Consider the following 15,264-nt stretch of genomic DNA (forward strand, 5'->3'; position numbering starts at 1 on the left):
CGGGACCGGCCATCCGTATTGAAAGTAAACGCCATGACCGATTTCAACACTTTATCCATCACCGCCGGACTGCATCAGGACGCCTTCGGCGCGGTGATTCCGCCCATCTACGCCACCTCCACTTACCGGCAGTACGCGCCGGGCGAACACAGCGGCTACGAGTATTCACGTTCGCAGAACCCGACGCGCGAAGCCTTGGAGCGCGCTTTGGCGGAGCTGGAAGACGGCGTGCGCGGCTACGCCTTTCCCTCCGGCCTGGCGGCCATCGCCACGGTGCTGGAGCTGCTGCCGGCGGGCAGCCACCTGATCGCGGTCAACGATCTGTACGGCGGTACTTATCGGTTGTTCGAGCAGGTGCGCAAGCAAAGCGCTCAGCTGGAGATTAGCTATGTGGCGTCGGAGGACTTAGAGGCCTTGCAGGCGGCGATCCGACCGAACACCCGCATGATTTGGGTGGAAACCCCGTCCAATCCGCTGAACCAGCTGGTGGATTTGGCGGCGGTGGCCGAGTTGGGACGGCGGCACGGGCTGATCACGGTGGCGGATAACACCTTCGCCTCGCCGGTGGTGCAACGGCCGCTGGCTTTCGGTTTCGACATCGTCGTCCATTCCGCCACTAAATATCTGAACGGTCACTCCGACGTGATCGCCGGCGCGGCGGTGGTGAGCCGGCGGCGGCCTGAGCTGGCCGAGCGGCTGGCTTTCCTGCACAACGCCGTCGGCGCGGTGCTGGACCCGTTCGCCAGTTTCTTGGTGTTGCGCGGCTTGCGCACGCTGGCCTTGCGGGTGGAGCGCCACAACAGCAACGCGCTGGCGGTGGCGCGCTGGCTGGAAGCCCAGCCGCAGGTGGAGCGGGTATTGTATCCGGGCCTGGCCAGCCATCCGCAACATGAGCTGGCGCGCAGGCAGATGCAGGGTTTCGGCGGCGTGGTGTCTTTCTATTTGAAAGGCGACGCCGAAGAAACGCGGCGGGTGCTGGCGCGTTTGAAGTTGTTCACGCTGGCGGAAAGCCTGGGCGGAGTGGAGAGCCTGGTGTGCCTGCCGGCGGCGATGACGCATGCGTCGATTCCGCTTGAACGTCGGCGCGAGCTGGGCATTGCCGATAATCTGATCCGCTTGTCGGTGGGCATCGAGGGCGAGGCGGCGCTGATCGAGGACTTGCGCCAGGCATGGCAATAGCCGGCGCGGCCGGGTTAGAATCTTCGTCTTGTTCCGACTCACTCAAGGGGAATCCGCATGAGCATTTATCGTCACAAGCAGGGCGCGCGTCTGGCAGAAGCCGTGGTCACCAACGGCCTGATCTTCCTGGCTGGTCAGGTGCCGGAAAACACCGAAGCCGACGCCAAGGCGCAAACCGAGAACGTGCTGAAGCAGATCGACGCGCTGCTGAAGGAACTGGATTCAGACAAGAGCAAGATTGTTGACGTCACCATCTTCCTGGCCAATCTCGCCGACTACGACGCGATGAACGCCGCCTGGGACGCCTGGGTGCCGGCTGGAAGCGTGCCTGCGCGCGCCACGGTGGAAGCCAAGCTGGCCAATCCGGCCTGGAAAGTGGAAATCAAGCTGGTGGCCGCACGCTAAGAACGTGTTTACGATCTCGCGAGCTAAGGCGAGACAAGGCGAAAGCGGCTGACAAAGCGGAATGTACGCGCGTTAGATGAGCATTTCGAGGCCGATTTCATGACCCTTTCTATCCATCCCGCCGACGCGCAGCAGATCGTAAACAGGTTCTAAGAGGCCCTTGCCGCCGCCACCGCCCACGTCATGCGACGTGGGCTTTTTTATTGATTTTTGTAGGCTGTCTGCTGGGCCAAAGGCCAGCAGGAAATAAGAACGGGTCTTTCTATAACCCTATGGTTCGCGGCGTAATGTCATTGGCATTGCGTCGCTTTGGTTTTTCCCAACCAGGAATGGAGCCCAAAATGAAACAAGCAGCTCTAATGATGGCGGTATTGGCAAGCTTGGCCGGCGGCGCGCAGGCGGAATCGAAGCAGCCGGACCCCTTATTGCGCCAGGCGGCGGTCAAGGCCTTGCAGCCCATGTTGCCGCTGGCCAAGGGGGAGATGCTGGACATGCTGGTGGAGGTCAACCGCGACAGCGCCGATGGCGGCTGGGTGCTGGGATCGGTGACCCAGCCGCTGCCGACGATGACCACGATCGCGGCGATGGATCATGTGCCGGTGTCCAGGCTGTTCCTGGCGCGCCGCGACGCGCAGGGCTGGACGCTGGAACTGGAAGGCAGCCCGGGCTTCGCCGCGATGCTGAGCCTGGCGCCGGCCGATTGGCTCAACGCGGACGAGCGCCGCGCCTGGGGCAGCCAGTCGGCCAGGCCGGGCTTGCCGTTCGCGCCCAACGCCACCGGTCTGGGCCTGCCGTGGCGGCAGGGCGCGGCCTGGCGCATGACCGGCGGCCCGCACGGCTATAGCGGGGAAAGCCAGCCTTACGATTCCATCGACTTCGCCGGCGGCGACGGCAGGGTGTTGGCGCCGCAGGCCGGGGTGATCTACAAGAGCTGCGTGCGCGGCGGCAGCGGCTTAGTCAAGCTGGTGCACGACAACGGCTTCTCGTCCACTTACTACCATATGATCAATCTGAACACGCTGGCGGACGGGACGCGGGTCAATCCGGGCGCTTATCTGGGCACCATCGGCAATGGCCTGCCTTGCGGCGGCAGCACCACCGGCCCGCATGTGCATTTTTCCTTGTTGTATCAGGGCCGGGCCGAGCCGGTGAACGGTAAGCTGTTCGGCGGCTGGCAGTTCTTCGCCGGCAACCGCGCTTACCAAGGGTACGCTTTGCGCAACGGGACGCGGGTCAATGTAGGCGGCCTGCTGAACAACTACGGCGGCGGCGCGCCCGCGGGCGCCAGTGGAGTGGCGACGCCGGCGCAGGGCGAGGGGAGGGTGAATCTGCGTAGTGCGCCTAGCCTGAGCGCCGGCGTCACCGGCACGGTCAATCGTGGAGAGAGCGTCGCTTTGCAGTGCCATGTGCGCGCCGAAGCGGTGGAGGGCGTATGGGGCCGCACCGATGTGTGGAACCGCACCCGCGGAGGCGATTGGATCAGCGACGGCTTCCTCGACACAGGAAGCAACGGACCGGTGGTGCCGCTGTGCGCGTCGGCCAGCCGGCCCTGGTGAGCAATTAATACACGCCGTTGAAACGCAGGCCGGCGGGCATGGGCTCGCCGGCCTGGAAGGCGGCGACGGCGGCGCCCAGCTCTTCGGCCAAGTCGGCCCGCTGGGCGTTGACCGGCACAAGGTCCAGGCTGCGCATCCAGGTCAGCTGGCGCTTGGCCAACTGGCGGGTGGCGGCGACGCCCTTGTCGATGAAGGTTTGCTCATCGCCGGCGCCGTCCAGATATTCCCAGGCCTGGCGATAGCCGACGCAACGCATCGACGGCAGCTCCAGCGTCAGCGCCGGATAATCGGCGCGCAGGCGCCGCACTTCGGCCAGGAAATCTTGTTCCAGCATCAGTTCGAAGCGTTGTGCGATACGTTGGTGCAGCCAGCCGCGTTCCGCAGGCACCAGACCCAGCGACAGCAGGCGGAAATCCGCCGCGGCTTCCTTGCCGCGAGCCAGCAAGCGTGACATCGGCTCGCCGCTGAGCAGGCAGACTTCCAGCGCGCGGTGGATGCGTTGCGAATCATTGGGGTTGAGGCGGGCGGCGGTGTCCGGGTCCAGCTGCGCCAGCCGCGCGTGCATCGCCGGCCAGCCGGCTTGCGCGGCGTCGGCGTCCAATTGCGCGCGCAGCGCGGCGTCGGCGCGCGGCAGGTCGGATAAGCCTTCCAGCAAGGCCTTGTAGTAAAGCATGGTGCCGCCCACCAGCAAGGGCAGCCGCCCGCGGGCGTTGATCTCGCGGATCAGCCGGTTGGCGTCGGAGTGGAACTGAGCGGCGGAATAGCTTTGCAGCGGGCTGATGATGTCGATCAGGTGATGCGGGCATTGCGCCATTTCCGCCGCGCTGGGCTTGGCGGTACCGATGTCCATGTCGCGATAGACCAGCGCGGAGTCCACGCTGATGATCTCCACCGGAAAATGTCGAGCCAATTCCAGCGCCAAGCCGGTTTTTCCGGAGGCGGTGGGGCCCATCAGCAGGATGGCGTGCGGGATGTCGTTCATGAGCGGGTCTTGCGGTTCAATCGGCGAATTGTCGCATAAGTGGATCATGGGCGGACAGCGCCGCCCATGATCCAGAACCGGTTAGCGATCTGTTTTTTCGCTCGTTTTCGCCTTGTCTCGCCCTAGCTCGCGAGATCGTAAACACGTTCTTAGAGCCTGTTCACGTTCTCAAGAGCCGGATTCGGGCGCCGGCAGCGCCCGGCGGCGGCTGGCGCGCCACCAGCCGCCCAGGGTGATGAGGAACCACATGCACTGGTTGACGAAGGACGCCAGGTTGAAGTGGTTGGACAGCGATACCAGGATACAGACCGGACCCAGCAGATTCAGGACGAAATAGCGAAGATCCGATGTGCGCAAGCCGAATAGCTGGCTGCCCAGGTAAGCGCCCAGATAGCTGATGACGCCGATCAGGCCGATGAGGTCGTACATGGCGAAGCTCCTGGGAAAACGGCTATAGGGGAAGCGCTTGCGCATCGTCCGTCGCGGAGGCTTGCTTGCGGGCGGCCTGGTAGAACGGCGCGTTCGAGCGCGGCAACGGCGGCAGTTGGCGGATCTGATCGGCGATCTTCTCCGCCATCATGATAGTGGGCGCGTTCAGATTGCCGGTAACGATGCGCGGCATGATGGACGCGTCCACCACGCGCAGGCCGGACAAGCCGTGCACGCGACCTTGATGGTCGACCACCGCCGTCGGGTCGTCGGCGCTGCCCATCTTGCAGGTGCCGGACGGATGCAGCGCGGTTTCGGCGTGGGTTTTGACGAAGTGATCGATTTCGTTGTCGCTGCTTACTCGCGCGCCGGGTTGGATTTCCCGGCCTCGGAAGGCGGAAAGCGCGCGTTGGCCGATGATCTCGCGCGTGAGCCGCACCGCGGCGCGGAACTCCCGCCAGTCGGTGTCGTGGGCCATGTAATTGAATTGAAGTTGAGGAGGGTCGCGGGGGTCGCGGCTGGCCAGTTTGACGTGGCCGACGCTGGGCGAGCGCATTGAGCCGACGTGGCATTGGAAACCGTGCATCTTGACAGCGTGGCTGCCGTCGTAATTCACCGCCAGCGGCAAGAAATGGTATTGCAGATTGGGGAAGGCGAAGCCCTCGTCGCTGCGGATGAAGCCGCCGGCTTCGAAGTGATTGCTTGCGCCCAGGCCGCTGCCGTTCAGATACCACTGGGCGCCGATGCGAGCCTTGTTCCACCAGCTCAACGACGGGTACAGCGACACCGGCTTCAGGCATTCATACTGAAGATACATTTCCAGGTGGTCCTGCAAGTTGGCGCCGACCCCGGGCAGGTGGGCGACCACGGCGATGTCGTGGCGGCCGAGCTCGGCGGCGTCGCCGACGCCGGAGCGCAGCAGTAGCTGCGGCGAGGCGATCGCGCCGTTGCAGACGATGACTTCGCGCAAGGCGCGCGCGCGTTGGCTGCGTTCGCCCTGCAGATATTGCACGCCGACGGCGCGCGCGCCGTCGAACAAGACGCGGTCCGCCAGCGCACGGGTTTTCACCGAAAGGTTGGCGCGGTCGCGGGCGGCGTCCAGATAGGCCAGAGACACGCTGCAGCGCCGTCCCTGTGTGGTGGTGGTGCGGTCCATCGGGCCGAAGCCCTCCTGGCGGTAACCGTTGAGATCGTCGGTGCGGCGGTAGCCGGCTTGCTCGCCGGCCTCGATGAAGGCTTCGAACAGAGGGCTGATACCGGCCTTGGGCGTGGTCACGTGAAGCGGCCCATCGCCGCCGTGATAGTCGTTGGTGCCCTTGTCGTAGGTTTCCGCCTTGCGGAAATAAGGCAGGCAATCGGCGTAGCTCCAGTCGCCAAGACCCGGCAGCTCGGCCCAGCCCTGATAATCCAGCGCATTGCCGCGGATATAGACCATGCCGTTGATCAGAGAGGAGCCGCCCAGCCCCTTGCCGCGCGCCTGGGTCATGCGTCGTCCGCCCATATGCGGCTCTGGTTCGGTCATATAGGCCCAGTTATAGGTGGTGCCTTGCAAGGGATAAGCCAGCGCCGCCGGCATTTGGGTACGCCAGTCCAGCCGCCAATCCGGGCCGCCCGCCTCCAGCAATAGCACGCTGACGTCGCTGTCCTCGCTCAGCCGCGCCGCCAGCACGCCGCCGGCGGAGCCGGCGCCGACGATGATGTAGTCGTATTCCTGAGTGGTGCTCATCTTGATTCTCCTCGGACGTGAACGAAGGCGGGGGCCGGGCGATGGGAGGTTCAAGCGCCGAACCACCCCATGGGCTTGGGCGCCAGATTGATGTAGCTGTGCTTCAGCTCGGTGTATTCGTCCAGGCCGATGCGCGAAAGCTCGCGGCCTATGCCGCTGGATTTGAAGCCGCCCCACGGCGCTTCCGGGAAGTAGGGGTGGTAGTCGTTGACCCAAACCGTGCCGAAGCGCAGCGCGCGGCTCATGCGGTTGGCGCGCGCCAGGTCTTGGGTCCACACCGCCGCCGCCAGGCCGTAAGGGGTGTCGTTGGCCAGCCGCAGCGCCTTGGCTTCGTCGCGAAAGCGCTCCACGGTGATGACCGGGCCGAAGATCTCTTCCTTGGCGATGTGCATGTCCGCGTGGACGTCGACCAGTAGCGTGGGTTGCAGCCAGTAGCCCTTGCTGTAGCGCTCGCCTTCCGGGCGGCCGCCGCCGTAGACCAAACGGGCGCCTTCTTTCACTCCTGCGGCGATCAGACTCAGGATTTTGTCGTGCTGTTGGGCCGACTGCACTGGTCCCATTTGTGTGTCCGGCTGCTGGCCGGGGCCGACGACGATGCGCGGAAGCCGTTCCGCCAGCCGCTTCACGAAGTCGTCGTGAATCTCGTCTTGCAGCAGCAGCCGCGAACCGGCCGAGCAGACCTGGCCGGCGTGAAAGAAGGCGGCGTTCAGCGCGTAGTCGACGGCGGCGTCCAGATCGGCGTCGGCGCAGACGATGTTGGGGTTCTTGCCGCCCAGCTCCAGGGCGATGCGTTTGAAGTTGCCGCTGGCGGCGCGCATGATGCTGGCCCCCGCCTGGGCGCCGCCGGTGAAGGACAGCAGGTCGACATCGGCATGCTCCGCCAATTCAGCCCCTACCTCGGAACTGCCGCTGACCAGGTTGAACACGCCGGGAGGCAAGTCCAGCTCTGTCAGCAACTGAGTGAAGCGCCAGCTGCTGAGCGGGGTCAGGCTGCTGGGCTTGAGCACCACGCAATTGCCGGCGCCCAGGGCCGGCGCGATCTTCCAGGCCGCTTGCAGCAAAGGGTAGTTCCAGGGAGTGATCAGGCCGCAGACGCCCACCGGCTCGTGCAAGCTTCGGCTGATCACGTGCTCAGGAGCGGAATTGACCTGGCCGCTTTCGGTGGCCACCAGGCCAGCGAAATAACGGAAGGTGGCGGCGATGTCGCCCATGTCGGTGCGGCTCTCGCTTAAGGTCTTGCCGGTGTTCAGTGTCTCCAAGGCGGCGAGGCTTTCGCTCTCGCGTTCCACCCGTTGGGCGATGTCCAGCAGCAGACGGCTGCGTTGTCGCTGAGTGCTGGAGCGCCAGGGGCCGTGATCGAAAGCCGCGCGCGCTGCGGCGATGGCGGCTCGGGTGTCGGCGAGGCCGCCGTCCGCGGCGGCGGCGATCACGCTTTCATCGCAGGGGTTGAGAATCGGACGGGTTTGCCTATTGGCGGCGTCGCGCCATTGGCCATCGATGAAGAGCTGGGTTGAGATCATGGCAGCCTCGCACAGATTGTAAAATTAACTATTGGTAAATTAATTTACCTTTAGTTTAATTGTAGTGTCGATTAGCCATGGACTGCAATCTAGATCCGGCTATGGTGGCGATGGCTTGATTTGCTTTGGCTATATCGCTCGCGTTCCCGCCAGGGCGGAGGCCCGCTGAGGTTTGGCTGCGCCGGGTTATTTTGTCCGCTTCGGGATTTTTCCAGCCTGGGTTAACATGACGGGTCGACAGCCGCAGGCTGTGGCGCGCGCGCATCGCCGCGTCCCGTTCGCATTCAATTACCCAGGAGGCGCGGCCCGCCGCCGCTACCAGTTCCGTGTCGTCAAATCAACTCAGTCAAGCCCTTGTTCCCGCCGGGGATGAAACCTTCGCCGTTCGTCTGAAGGACGTGCTGGGGCGCAAGCGCGTCATGCTCAAACAAGTGGCGGAAGCCCTGGGCGTGTCGTCCGCGGCCGTCCACAAATGGACGCGCGGCGGGGAAATCGAATACCGCAAGCTGCGGGTGTTGGCGGACTTTCTAGGCGTGAACTGGATCTGGCTGCGCTACGGCGAGCAAGCGGTGCTGGATCTGGCCACGGCGGCGACCACGGACGCGCAATTGACGGAGATCCGCCGCAAGCATCTGGCAGAGATCATGGAAAGCGAAGCGCGGATGAAGTTTGCGCAGGAGGTGTCCGGCATTGTCACCTGGGAGTGGAACATCCTTAGCGATGCGGTGGCCTATTCCGCCAACGCGGAACAGCTGTTCGGCCGGCCCGTTCGCGCGTTGACGGATTTCTGGCTGGCGCTGGACCCGGCAGACGCGCCGGCGCTGCGCGCCAAACTGGAGACATGTTTAAGTTCCGGTCTTGCTTACGAGGCGGAGTTTCGCGTGCGCTGGCCAACGGGCGAAACGCGCTGGATCGCCTCGCGCGCCACTTGCGTGCCGGACGCGGACCGCCGGCCGGTCAAGATGATAGGCGTCAGCTTCGACATCACCCAGCGTTGCCTGGCCGAGCAGGCGCTGCGCCAGAACCAGGCCATTCTGGACAAGGCGCAGTCCATTGCTCATCTGGGAAGCTGGTTTTGGGACGTGCGCAACGACGACTGTATCTGGTCGGACGAGGCCTACCGGATTTTCGGCTGGCAACCGCAGGCCTTCAAAGTAACGATGGAGCGCTACTTCGCCGCGATGGCGCCGGAGGACAGGGGGCGCATTGATCAGGCCATCCGACGGGCGATAGACGAGCGCCAACCCTATTGCGTGGAGTACAGCATCTTGCTGCCTGACGGCCGTCGCCGACATATCCACGAAGAGGGCGAGGTCTTGTACGGGGAAGGGCGGGCGGAGGCGATGATAGGCGCTACCCAAGACGTGACCGACACCCGACAGGCCGCGCTGGCCTACAGCGAGAGCGAGGAGCGCTTTCGGGAGATTTTCGAACAGGCGGCGCTGGGGTTGGCGCATCTGGGTCTGGACGGACGTTGGCTCAAGGTGAACCGGCGCCTGGCCGAGATGGCCGGTTATCCGCCGCAGGAGATGGAGGGGATGAGCTTTCAGCAACTGACCCATCCCGAGGATCTGGAAGACAATCTATTGAGGTTGGATAGGCTGCTGAGCGGGGAAGTGGCCAGTTTTTCGCTGGAGAAGCGTTTGCTGCGCAAACAGGGCGGCCATGTCTGGGTGAATGTCAGCGTCTCGCTGAGCCGTCATCCCGTGAGCGGCGAGCCATGGCATTTGATTGCCGTAGTGGAGGAAGCGGCCGAGCGCCGCGCCGCCCGCCGCGCGCTGGAGGAGGCCCGGCTCCGTAGCGAGCTGGCGCTGCAGTCCATAGCCATGGCTAGCTGGGAGTGGGACCTTGCCGCCGGGCGCTTGCGCTTGTCGCCGCAGGCCGCGCGGCTGTTGTTCGGCGAAGCCTTGGAGGAGGCCCCCGAACAGCGTTTTCTGGATGGCTTGCGCATCGTGTCGAGGCAGGGCTGGTTGGACAGCCTGGAAGGGATATTCAATATGTCCAGCCGCGCGCAGCTGGATGTGCTATGGCATGCCGAGGGCGGCAAAACCTTGCCGCTGGTGTTGTCCTTGGCTGTGGAGCGGGGAAGCGACGGCGCGGTGGATCGCTTGATTGGAGCCCTGGGGCCGCGCTGATTCCTGCGGTTTGCCAAGGAGGATACGGAGCCCGCCGCTTGTCGGCGGGCTTTTTTGCGCCCGCTTTGCGGTCACATATTGGCGACGGCATTTTGATTTACTGTTGGTAAAAAAATTAACTTATGGTAATTTTTGTGCCTCGTCTGGCAAGGCAGATGGATAGAGTCTTGTTGCGTTTCAACCCAGAGTAGGCGCCGCAGGGTGTGTGGGCGGCGTCCGATAACCGGAGCTGACGCGCTATGAACAGCATCCACAGACAGCAGTATCTCCGCCGCCGGACCCGCTGGGGCTATGGCTGGGCGCTTTGTGCGGCGGTGTTGTGGGGCGCATGGTATGTGCCGGGCGCCGCAGTGTGGCACGAGGCGCCGCTGGCCGGGCTGGCGCAAGGGCGTCCCGAGCCGTTTTTGATGGCGGCCGCGGTGTTGACGGCTTTTCACGCTTGCCTGGTGGCGGCGTTTCAATTGTTATGGCTGGCGGCCTTGGGCAAGCTGGCCGACTTCTTTCGCACGCTATGGCGTTTCGGCGGCATTTCCAAGTGGTATTTCCTGGCGGCGGTATTGGGCGGTTTGATGGCCAATTTCGGCTCCTACCTGGCGATGGGCTATGTGGGCGCGGTGTTCGCCGCAGTGGCTGGCCTGTTGTACCCGGTGGTGGGCGCGGCGGTGGCGCGCCTGTGGTATCACGAGCGGATAGGCCGCCGCGCGGCACTGGGCATCGCGGTGATCGTGCTGGGAGGGGCGGCGATTTACGCGCCGGGCCTGTCAGGCGACCTGGCCGGAGAGGGCGCCGCGCGCTGGCTGGGCTATCTGGGCGGCGCGCTGGCCGCGCTGGGCTGGGGGCTGGAGGGCGCCATCGTTGGACGAGCGATGGATGTGACCGATCCCGATTGCGGGGTGGCGATCCGTTATCTGGCAGAGGCGCTGTATTGGGTGTTGCTGATTTTGCCGGCGTTGGCCTGGTTGACCCCTTTGCCGGTGTATTCGCTGGCCGGCGAGCTATGGTCGTGGCGGCCTATGCTCTATTTGGCGGTGGGCGGTCTCAGTTTCGCTTTCTGCGCGGTGGCCTGGTACAAATCCTTTCCCTTGATCGGTGTTGGGCGCGGCCAGGCAATCGGCGCTTTCTACGCGCTGTTCGCGACGCTGTTCACCGCGGCGTTTACCTTGAACTTTCCCGAGTGGCATTTTCTGATTGGCCTGGCCTTGGTGATTCTGGGCGGCTTCGTCATGGTGTCGGACAGTGAGCGCCATCCGGGCGCGGTGCGCAATGTGGAGGAGGGGGCATGAAGGTGCATATCAAAGGTTTCATTCTGCAAACCCTGGCCGGGCAACCGGGTTTGTGGGATGTGGAGCTGGCCCGGCGCATCTGCAGGGAGTACCACAAACCGGATGATGCTTATTGTTTGGGCATGGTACGGGCCTGCCTGGCGGATTTGAGCGCCAGCGGCCTGGTGGTGGCGCTGTGCGAGCGCTGGCAAGAAGAGGGGGCGCGTCTGCTGTTCAACTATCGCGTCAGCGATTTTGGGCTGGAGCGCATGCGCCAGACCGGTTTGGCTTGAGAACCTGTTAGCTACCGCGCGGGTAACGGCGAGACAAGGAGTGAATGGCTAAGAGTCTGTTCATAATCTGCCGCGCTTCGTGAAGCGCTGCGCGGTGAGCGCAAGCTCAAAATGCACTCGACCATTCCGCTTTTCGCTCGTTTTCGCCTTGTCTCGCTCTGGCTCGCGAGACTTTGAACGGGTTCTGAGACGGCGGCATGGCGATGAGGCACCAGCCTTTCGAAGGCGCTGCAACGTCGTATCTTCACGGCGTGACAGATTTATGAACAGGCTTTAAAGGGAGATATATGTCTGGTTATTGGGGCTATGAAGGCGCATCGACCTTGGCGATGATCGTGATCGTGGGTTTGAGCCTGGCGGCTTTGTTCGTCGCCAGGCGTTATGTGCGGACGCTGTAGTCTTGGAGCCTGTTCTAAAGTCTGCTGCGCTTCGTGAAGCGTCGCACGGTGAGTACAAGCTCAAAATGCTCATGTACCCCTCGACCATTCCGCTTTTTCGCTTGTTTTCGCCTTGTCTTGCTTTTGCTCGCGAGACTGTGATTGGGTTCTTACAGCTGCGCGGCGTAGGCCTCCAACTGTGCCAGCACGCTTTGCGCCTGTTCGTTTAGCTCGCCGGCGCGGGCCTCCGCCAGTTCTTGACGGAATTGCTGAAAATCACGACCGGGGCCGCCGTTAAGCTTGGCTTGGCGCCATGTCTGCCAGCGCTGTTGCTCCTCGCCGGACAGGGAACGCGGGAAGTTGCGCGCGCGGTAACGGAACAAGAGTTCGGCCAGTTGCGGGTCCTCGAAGAAAGCCATTTCACCGGCGAGCTGGTCGGCCGACATGCGGCGCAGCTTGGTCAGCACTTTGCGGTCGTTATTTGAAACGAATCCGCCGTAGAGGTTCTCGTCGACGTCGCGGGGCTCGCCTGACTCGCGCTTATAGACTTTTCTCCAGACCGGGGTCAGGTCCGGCAAGGCGCCGGCGTAGTCCGCGTGCCGCTGGACTTGCTCCATGTCCAGGCCCCAATGCGCGGCGCGTTCCGGGCTCAGCACCTTGAGATTGGCGACCACGAAGGGCGATTTATTGATATGCACGGTTTTGAGCGGCAGGCGCTGCACGCCTTCGGGCAGGTCTTCGCTGCGGGTGTACAAGCGTTCGCGGATGGCGTCCGGCCCCAGGCCTTGCAGTTCGCGGGGGTCGTGGGACAAGTCCCAGACGATGACCTCGTTAGCATTGTAAGGGTGAGCCGCCAGCGGCCAGACCACGGCCATATTGCCGCGCTCCGCGCCGTACATGCCGGAAACGTGCAGCACGGGCCTGGGGGCGTGAAGGCTGAGCTGAACCTTGACCGCGTCTTTTTTGCGCAGCGACAGGTAGAAGTCGAACAGCTTGGGCTGATGCTGTTTGATCAGGCGCGCCAGCGCAATGGTGGCGCGCACATCGGAGAGCGCATCGTGGGCGGCTTCGTGGGCCAGGCCGTTGGCGGCGCTTAGATGTTCCAGTTTGAAGCTGGGACGTCCGTCTTCGTGTTGCGGCCATTGAATGCCGTCCGGGCGCAGCGCGAAGGTGGCGCGCACCAGGTCCAGCAGATCCCAGCGGCCGCATTGGTTCTGCCATTCGCGCGCGTAGGGGTCCATCAGATTGCGCCAGAACAGAAAGCGGGTGACTTCGTCGTCGAAGCGGATTGAGTTGTAACCAACTCCAATCGTGCCCGGCGTCGCCAGTTCGCGTTCGATCACGCCGGCGAATTCGTGCTCGGCCACGCCATGCTGCAAGCACCACTGCGGGGTGATGCCGGTCAGCAGGCAGGCCACCGGAGACGGCAGGTAATCGGGCGCCGGCCGGGCGTAGAGCATGACCGGTTCGCCGATTTCATTGAGATCGGCGTCGGTGCGGATGCCGGCGAACTGCGACGGGCGGTCCTGGCGGGGCACGGCGCCGAAGGTTTCGTAATCGTGCCAAAAGAAGCTGTGATTGGACATGGCGGCAACAATGCGGTGAAGTTGGCCGCATTGTCGCATCCATAGGGGCGGCGGGGCCAGCCGCGCCGTTCTCGTGCGTCCGCGGCGCTCAATCCATCCATGAGGGTTTGCGTGTTTCCAGCATGGCCTGGATGCCTTCGCGGCCCTCTTCGCTCAGGCGGACGGAGACTATGCGCTGGATGCAGATTTCCATGCTGTCTTCCCCCACGTCCAGGCCCGCGATGTCGGCCAGCAAGCGTTTGGCTTCCAGCATGGCCGCCGGGCCGTTGATCAGCAGATGGTTGATCAGGAAGTCCACCGCCATGTCCAGCTCATCACTTTCCACCACTTGGTGCACCAGTCCCAGGCGCTTGGCCTTGCCGGCGTTGAAGCGCTCCGCGGTCATGAAGTAACGGCGCGTTGATCTCTCTCCGATGGCGCGGACCATATAGGGCGCCACCAGCGCGGGGATGACCCCCAGTTTGACTTCGGAAAAGCTGAACAGCGCTTCCGAGCTGGCGATGGACACGTCGCAGCAGGCGACCAGCCCTGCGCCCAGGCCGAAGGCGGATCCCTGAATTTTGGCGATGGTGGGCTTGGGCAAGGTGTCCAGCGTGCGCAGCAGCTTGGCCAGAAGGCGGGCGTGGCGTTCCAGCTCTTCGCGTCCGAAACCGGCCATCCGCCGCATCCAGTCGATATCGTGTCCGGCGGAAAAGCTGATGCCGCTGCCGGTCAATACCACGGCGCGCACGCTCGGGTCTTCGGCCAGGGTTTCCAGCATCGCGGTCAGCAGGCCGACGGTGTTGTCGTCCAGCGCGTTCAGCAGCTCGGCGCGGTTGAGGGTGATGGTGGCGATTCCCTTTGGATCAACGGCAAGCAAAACGGACTCGACGGTCATTCGGTTCTCCTTGTTCTGACGATGGGCGTTTTAGCTGTGGCCAAAACGGATAATGCTGCGGACAAAGGCGTCCGCGGCCTCGATATGCAATACATGGCCGGCGCCCGGCAGGATTTCCAGCTGCGCGGCGGGCAGGCGTTCGCGCAGCAATTCGGCCTGATACAAGGGCGTCAGGCGGTCTTCGTCGCCAACCAGTATATGGCAGGGCATGGCCAGCTCGTGCAGCCAGGTCCGCGCGTCGTGCTCGGTGACGCCGGCGATCAGCCGGATCACCGCATCCCAGTCCACCATGCCGGCAATCAACTTCATATCGTCCAGCATGGCGGCGTTGCTGGCGAGAAAACGGCTGGAAAACAGCCAGGGGACGCTGACCGCGTAGCGCAAGTCCAGCCCGCCGCTTTGATTGGCCGCGATCCAGCTGTCGCTGATGTGATTGTTGACGCTGTCGGCCCAAGCCAGCGTGGCGGCCAACAGCAGGCGCGACACGCGGTTGGGATGACGGTGCGCGAAGTGCTGCGCCACCATGCCGCCGTAAGACAAGCCGGTGAGATAGACCTCGGCAATGCCCAAATGATTCAACAGACCGGCGGCGAGGTCGGCTTGTTCGCCGAGCGGATATTTGTCGCCGCCGGGGTGGTCGCTTTGGCCCTGGCCGAGAAAATCGAAGCGCAACAGCTGGAAATGCGGCTCCAATTGAGGCTGGAGCAGAGCCCAGGCTGCGGTGGACATGGTGATGCCATTGAATAGCACCAGCACTTGGGCGCCCTGCCCGCTGAGTTCGTAATAGACATTGTGTCCTGAGATTTCGGCATAGGGCATGGCGTTTTTCCTTTGGTCAGGCGTTGGGCGACGTCAACATGCATGCTTCATTCTAGAGCGAGCCGGCGCTTGCGGGGCAATTTGCTGGCGGCGCGGGCTCAGGAAGACGGGCCGGCGC

Annotated in this window: 13 protein-coding genes; 6 read left to right on the forward strand and 7 right to left on the reverse strand. The window is 63.7% G+C overall.

Annotation, left to right across the window (positions count from 1 at the left end):
- Positions 1-33: 33 nt before the first annotated feature.
- The 3 genes from GYH29_RS05680 (at position 34) to GYH29_RS05690 (ending at position 3,140) form a co-directional block, all read left to right on the forward strand.
- Complete coding sequence (locus tag GYH29_RS05680; protein ID WP_161523343.1) at positions 34-1,179, forward strand: trans-sulfuration enzyme family protein; 1,146 nt, start codon at positions 34-36, stop codon at positions 1,177-1,179.
- A gap of 57 nt (positions 1,180-1,236) precedes the next feature.
- Positions 1,237-1,584 carry a RidA family protein gene (locus GYH29_RS05685; protein ID WP_161523344.1) on the forward strand — a complete coding sequence of 116 codons (348 nt, stop codon included), beginning with the start codon at positions 1,237-1,239 and terminating at the stop codon, positions 1,582-1,584.
- 341 nt (positions 1,585-1,925) lie between these two features.
- On the forward strand, positions 1,926-3,140 hold the full coding sequence (locus GYH29_RS05690; protein ID WP_161523345.1) for a M23 family metallopeptidase: 1,215 nt from the start codon (positions 1,926-1,928) through the stop codon (positions 3,138-3,140).
- 4 nt (positions 3,141-3,144) lie between these two features.
- Here the strand turns inward: GYH29_RS05690 and miaA are convergent, their stop codons facing one another.
- From miaA to GYH29_RS05710, 4 genes are all read right to left on the reverse strand, one after another.
- Positions 3,145-4,122 carry a tRNA (adenosine(37)-N6)-dimethylallyltransferase MiaA gene (miaA, locus tag GYH29_RS05695; protein WP_161523346.1) on the reverse strand — a complete coding sequence of 326 codons (978 nt, stop codon included), beginning with the start codon at positions 4,120-4,122 and terminating at the stop codon, positions 3,145-3,147.
- 168 nt (positions 4,123-4,290) lie between these two features.
- A complete protein-coding gene (locus tag GYH29_RS05700; RefSeq protein ID WP_019103463.1) occupies positions 4,291-4,551 on the reverse strand; it encodes a CBU_0592 family membrane protein in 261 nt (86 codons plus the stop codon).
- A gap of 22 nt (positions 4,552-4,573) precedes the next feature.
- A complete protein-coding gene (gene betA, locus GYH29_RS05705; RefSeq protein WP_161523347.1) occupies positions 4,574-6,277 on the reverse strand; it encodes a choline dehydrogenase in 1,704 nt (567 codons plus the stop codon).
- A 50-nt stretch (positions 6,278-6,327) separates the two neighbouring features.
- Positions 6,328-7,797: an aldehyde dehydrogenase family protein gene (locus tag GYH29_RS05710; protein WP_161523348.1), complete on the reverse strand. Its 1,470-nt coding sequence runs from the start codon at positions 7,795-7,797 to the stop codon at positions 6,328-6,330.
- A gap of 326 nt (positions 7,798-8,123) precedes the next feature.
- On the opposite strand from GYH29_RS05710, the gene GYH29_RS05715 reads away from it, so the two are divergent.
- The 3 genes from GYH29_RS05715 to GYH29_RS05725 all read left to right on the forward strand — a co-directional run bounded on the left by GYH29_RS05715 (position 8,124) and on the right by GYH29_RS05725 (position 11,487).
- Complete coding sequence (locus GYH29_RS05715) at positions 8,124-9,932, forward strand: PAS domain-containing protein (protein WP_161523349.1); 1,809 nt, start codon at positions 8,124-8,126, stop codon at positions 9,930-9,932.
- Between the two features lie 239 nt (positions 9,933-10,171).
- The gene (locus GYH29_RS05720; protein ID WP_161523350.1) at positions 10,172-11,215 is read left to right on the forward strand and encodes a DMT family transporter; all 1,044 of its coding nucleotides are present in this window, start codon (positions 10,172-10,174) and stop codon (positions 11,213-11,215) included.
- A complete protein-coding gene (locus tag GYH29_RS05725) occupies positions 11,212-11,487 on the forward strand; it encodes a hypothetical protein (RefSeq protein ID WP_161523351.1) in 276 nt (91 codons plus the stop codon). Before GYH29_RS05720 ends, GYH29_RS05725 begins: the two co-directional genes overlap by 4 nt.
- Before the next feature lie 547 nt (positions 11,488-12,034).
- On the opposite strand, the gene sbcB is transcribed toward GYH29_RS05725, so the two are convergent.
- The 3 genes from sbcB to GYH29_RS05740 all read right to left on the reverse strand — a co-directional run bounded on the left by sbcB (position 12,035) and on the right by GYH29_RS05740 (position 15,146).
- Positions 12,035-13,450, reverse strand: coding sequence for an exodeoxyribonuclease I (gene sbcB, locus GYH29_RS05730; RefSeq protein WP_114153017.1), 1,416 nt, complete (start codon positions 13,448-13,450; stop codon positions 12,035-12,037).
- An 88-nt stretch (positions 13,451-13,538) separates the two neighbouring features.
- The gene (locus tag GYH29_RS05735) at positions 13,539-14,327 is read right to left on the reverse strand and encodes an enoyl-CoA hydratase-related protein (protein ID WP_161523352.1); all 789 of its coding nucleotides are present in this window, start codon (positions 14,325-14,327) and stop codon (positions 13,539-13,541) included.
- 30 nt (positions 14,328-14,357) lie between these two features.
- Complete coding sequence (locus GYH29_RS05740) at positions 14,358-15,146, reverse strand: alpha/beta fold hydrolase (protein ID WP_043635791.1); 789 nt, start codon at positions 15,144-15,146, stop codon at positions 14,358-14,360.
- Between the last annotated feature and the right edge of the window lie 118 nt (positions 15,147-15,264).

This window comes from Chromobacterium haemolyticum (genome assembly GCF_009936155.1).
GTDB classification, from domain to species: domain Bacteria; phylum Pseudomonadota; class Gammaproteobacteria; order Burkholderiales; family Chromobacteriaceae; genus Chromobacterium; species Chromobacterium haemolyticum.

What these genes read in the sequence shown, in the direction of transcription:
- GYH29_RS05680 (WP_161523343.1), top strand. Translation starts at nt 34, where the DNA reads ATGACCGATTTCAACACTTTATCCATCACCGCCGGACTGCATCAGGAC.
- GYH29_RS05685 (WP_161523344.1), top strand. Translation starts at nt 1,237, where the DNA reads ATGAGCATTTATCGTCACAAGCAGGGCGCGCGTCTGGCAGAAGCCGTG.
- GYH29_RS05690 (WP_161523345.1), top strand. Translation starts at nt 1,926, where the DNA reads ATGAAACAAGCAGCTCTAATGATGGCGGTATTGGCAAGCTTGGCCGGC.
- miaA (WP_161523346.1), bottom strand. Translation starts at nt 4,122, where the DNA reads ATGAACGACATCCCGCACGCCATCCTGCTGATGGGCCCCACCGCCTCC.
- GYH29_RS05700 (WP_019103463.1), bottom strand. Translation starts at nt 4,551, where the DNA reads ATGTACGACCTCATCGGCCTGATCGGCGTCATCAGCTATCTGGGCGCT.
- betA (WP_161523347.1), bottom strand. Translation starts at nt 6,277, where the DNA reads ATGAGCACCACTCAGGAATACGACTACATCATCGTCGGCGCCGGCTCC.
- GYH29_RS05710 (WP_161523348.1), bottom strand. Translation starts at nt 7,797, where the DNA reads ATGATCTCAACCCAGCTCTTCATCGATGGCCAATGGCGCGACGCCGCC.
- GYH29_RS05720 (WP_161523350.1), top strand. Translation starts at nt 10,172, where the DNA reads ATGAACAGCATCCACAGACAGCAGTATCTCCGCCGCCGGACCCGCTGG.
- GYH29_RS05725 (WP_161523351.1), top strand. Translation starts at nt 11,212, where the DNA reads ATGAAGGTGCATATCAAAGGTTTCATTCTGCAAACCCTGGCCGGGCAA.
- sbcB (WP_114153017.1), bottom strand. Translation starts at nt 13,450, where the DNA reads ATGTCCAATCACAGCTTCTTTTGGCACGATTACGAAACCTTCGGCGCC.
- GYH29_RS05735 (WP_161523352.1), bottom strand. Translation starts at nt 14,327, where the DNA reads ATGACCGTCGAGTCCGTTTTGCTTGCCGTTGATCCAAAGGGAATCGCC.
- GYH29_RS05740 (WP_043635791.1), bottom strand. Translation starts at nt 15,146, where the DNA reads ATGCCCTATGCCGAAATCTCAGGACACAATGTCTATTACGAACTCAGC.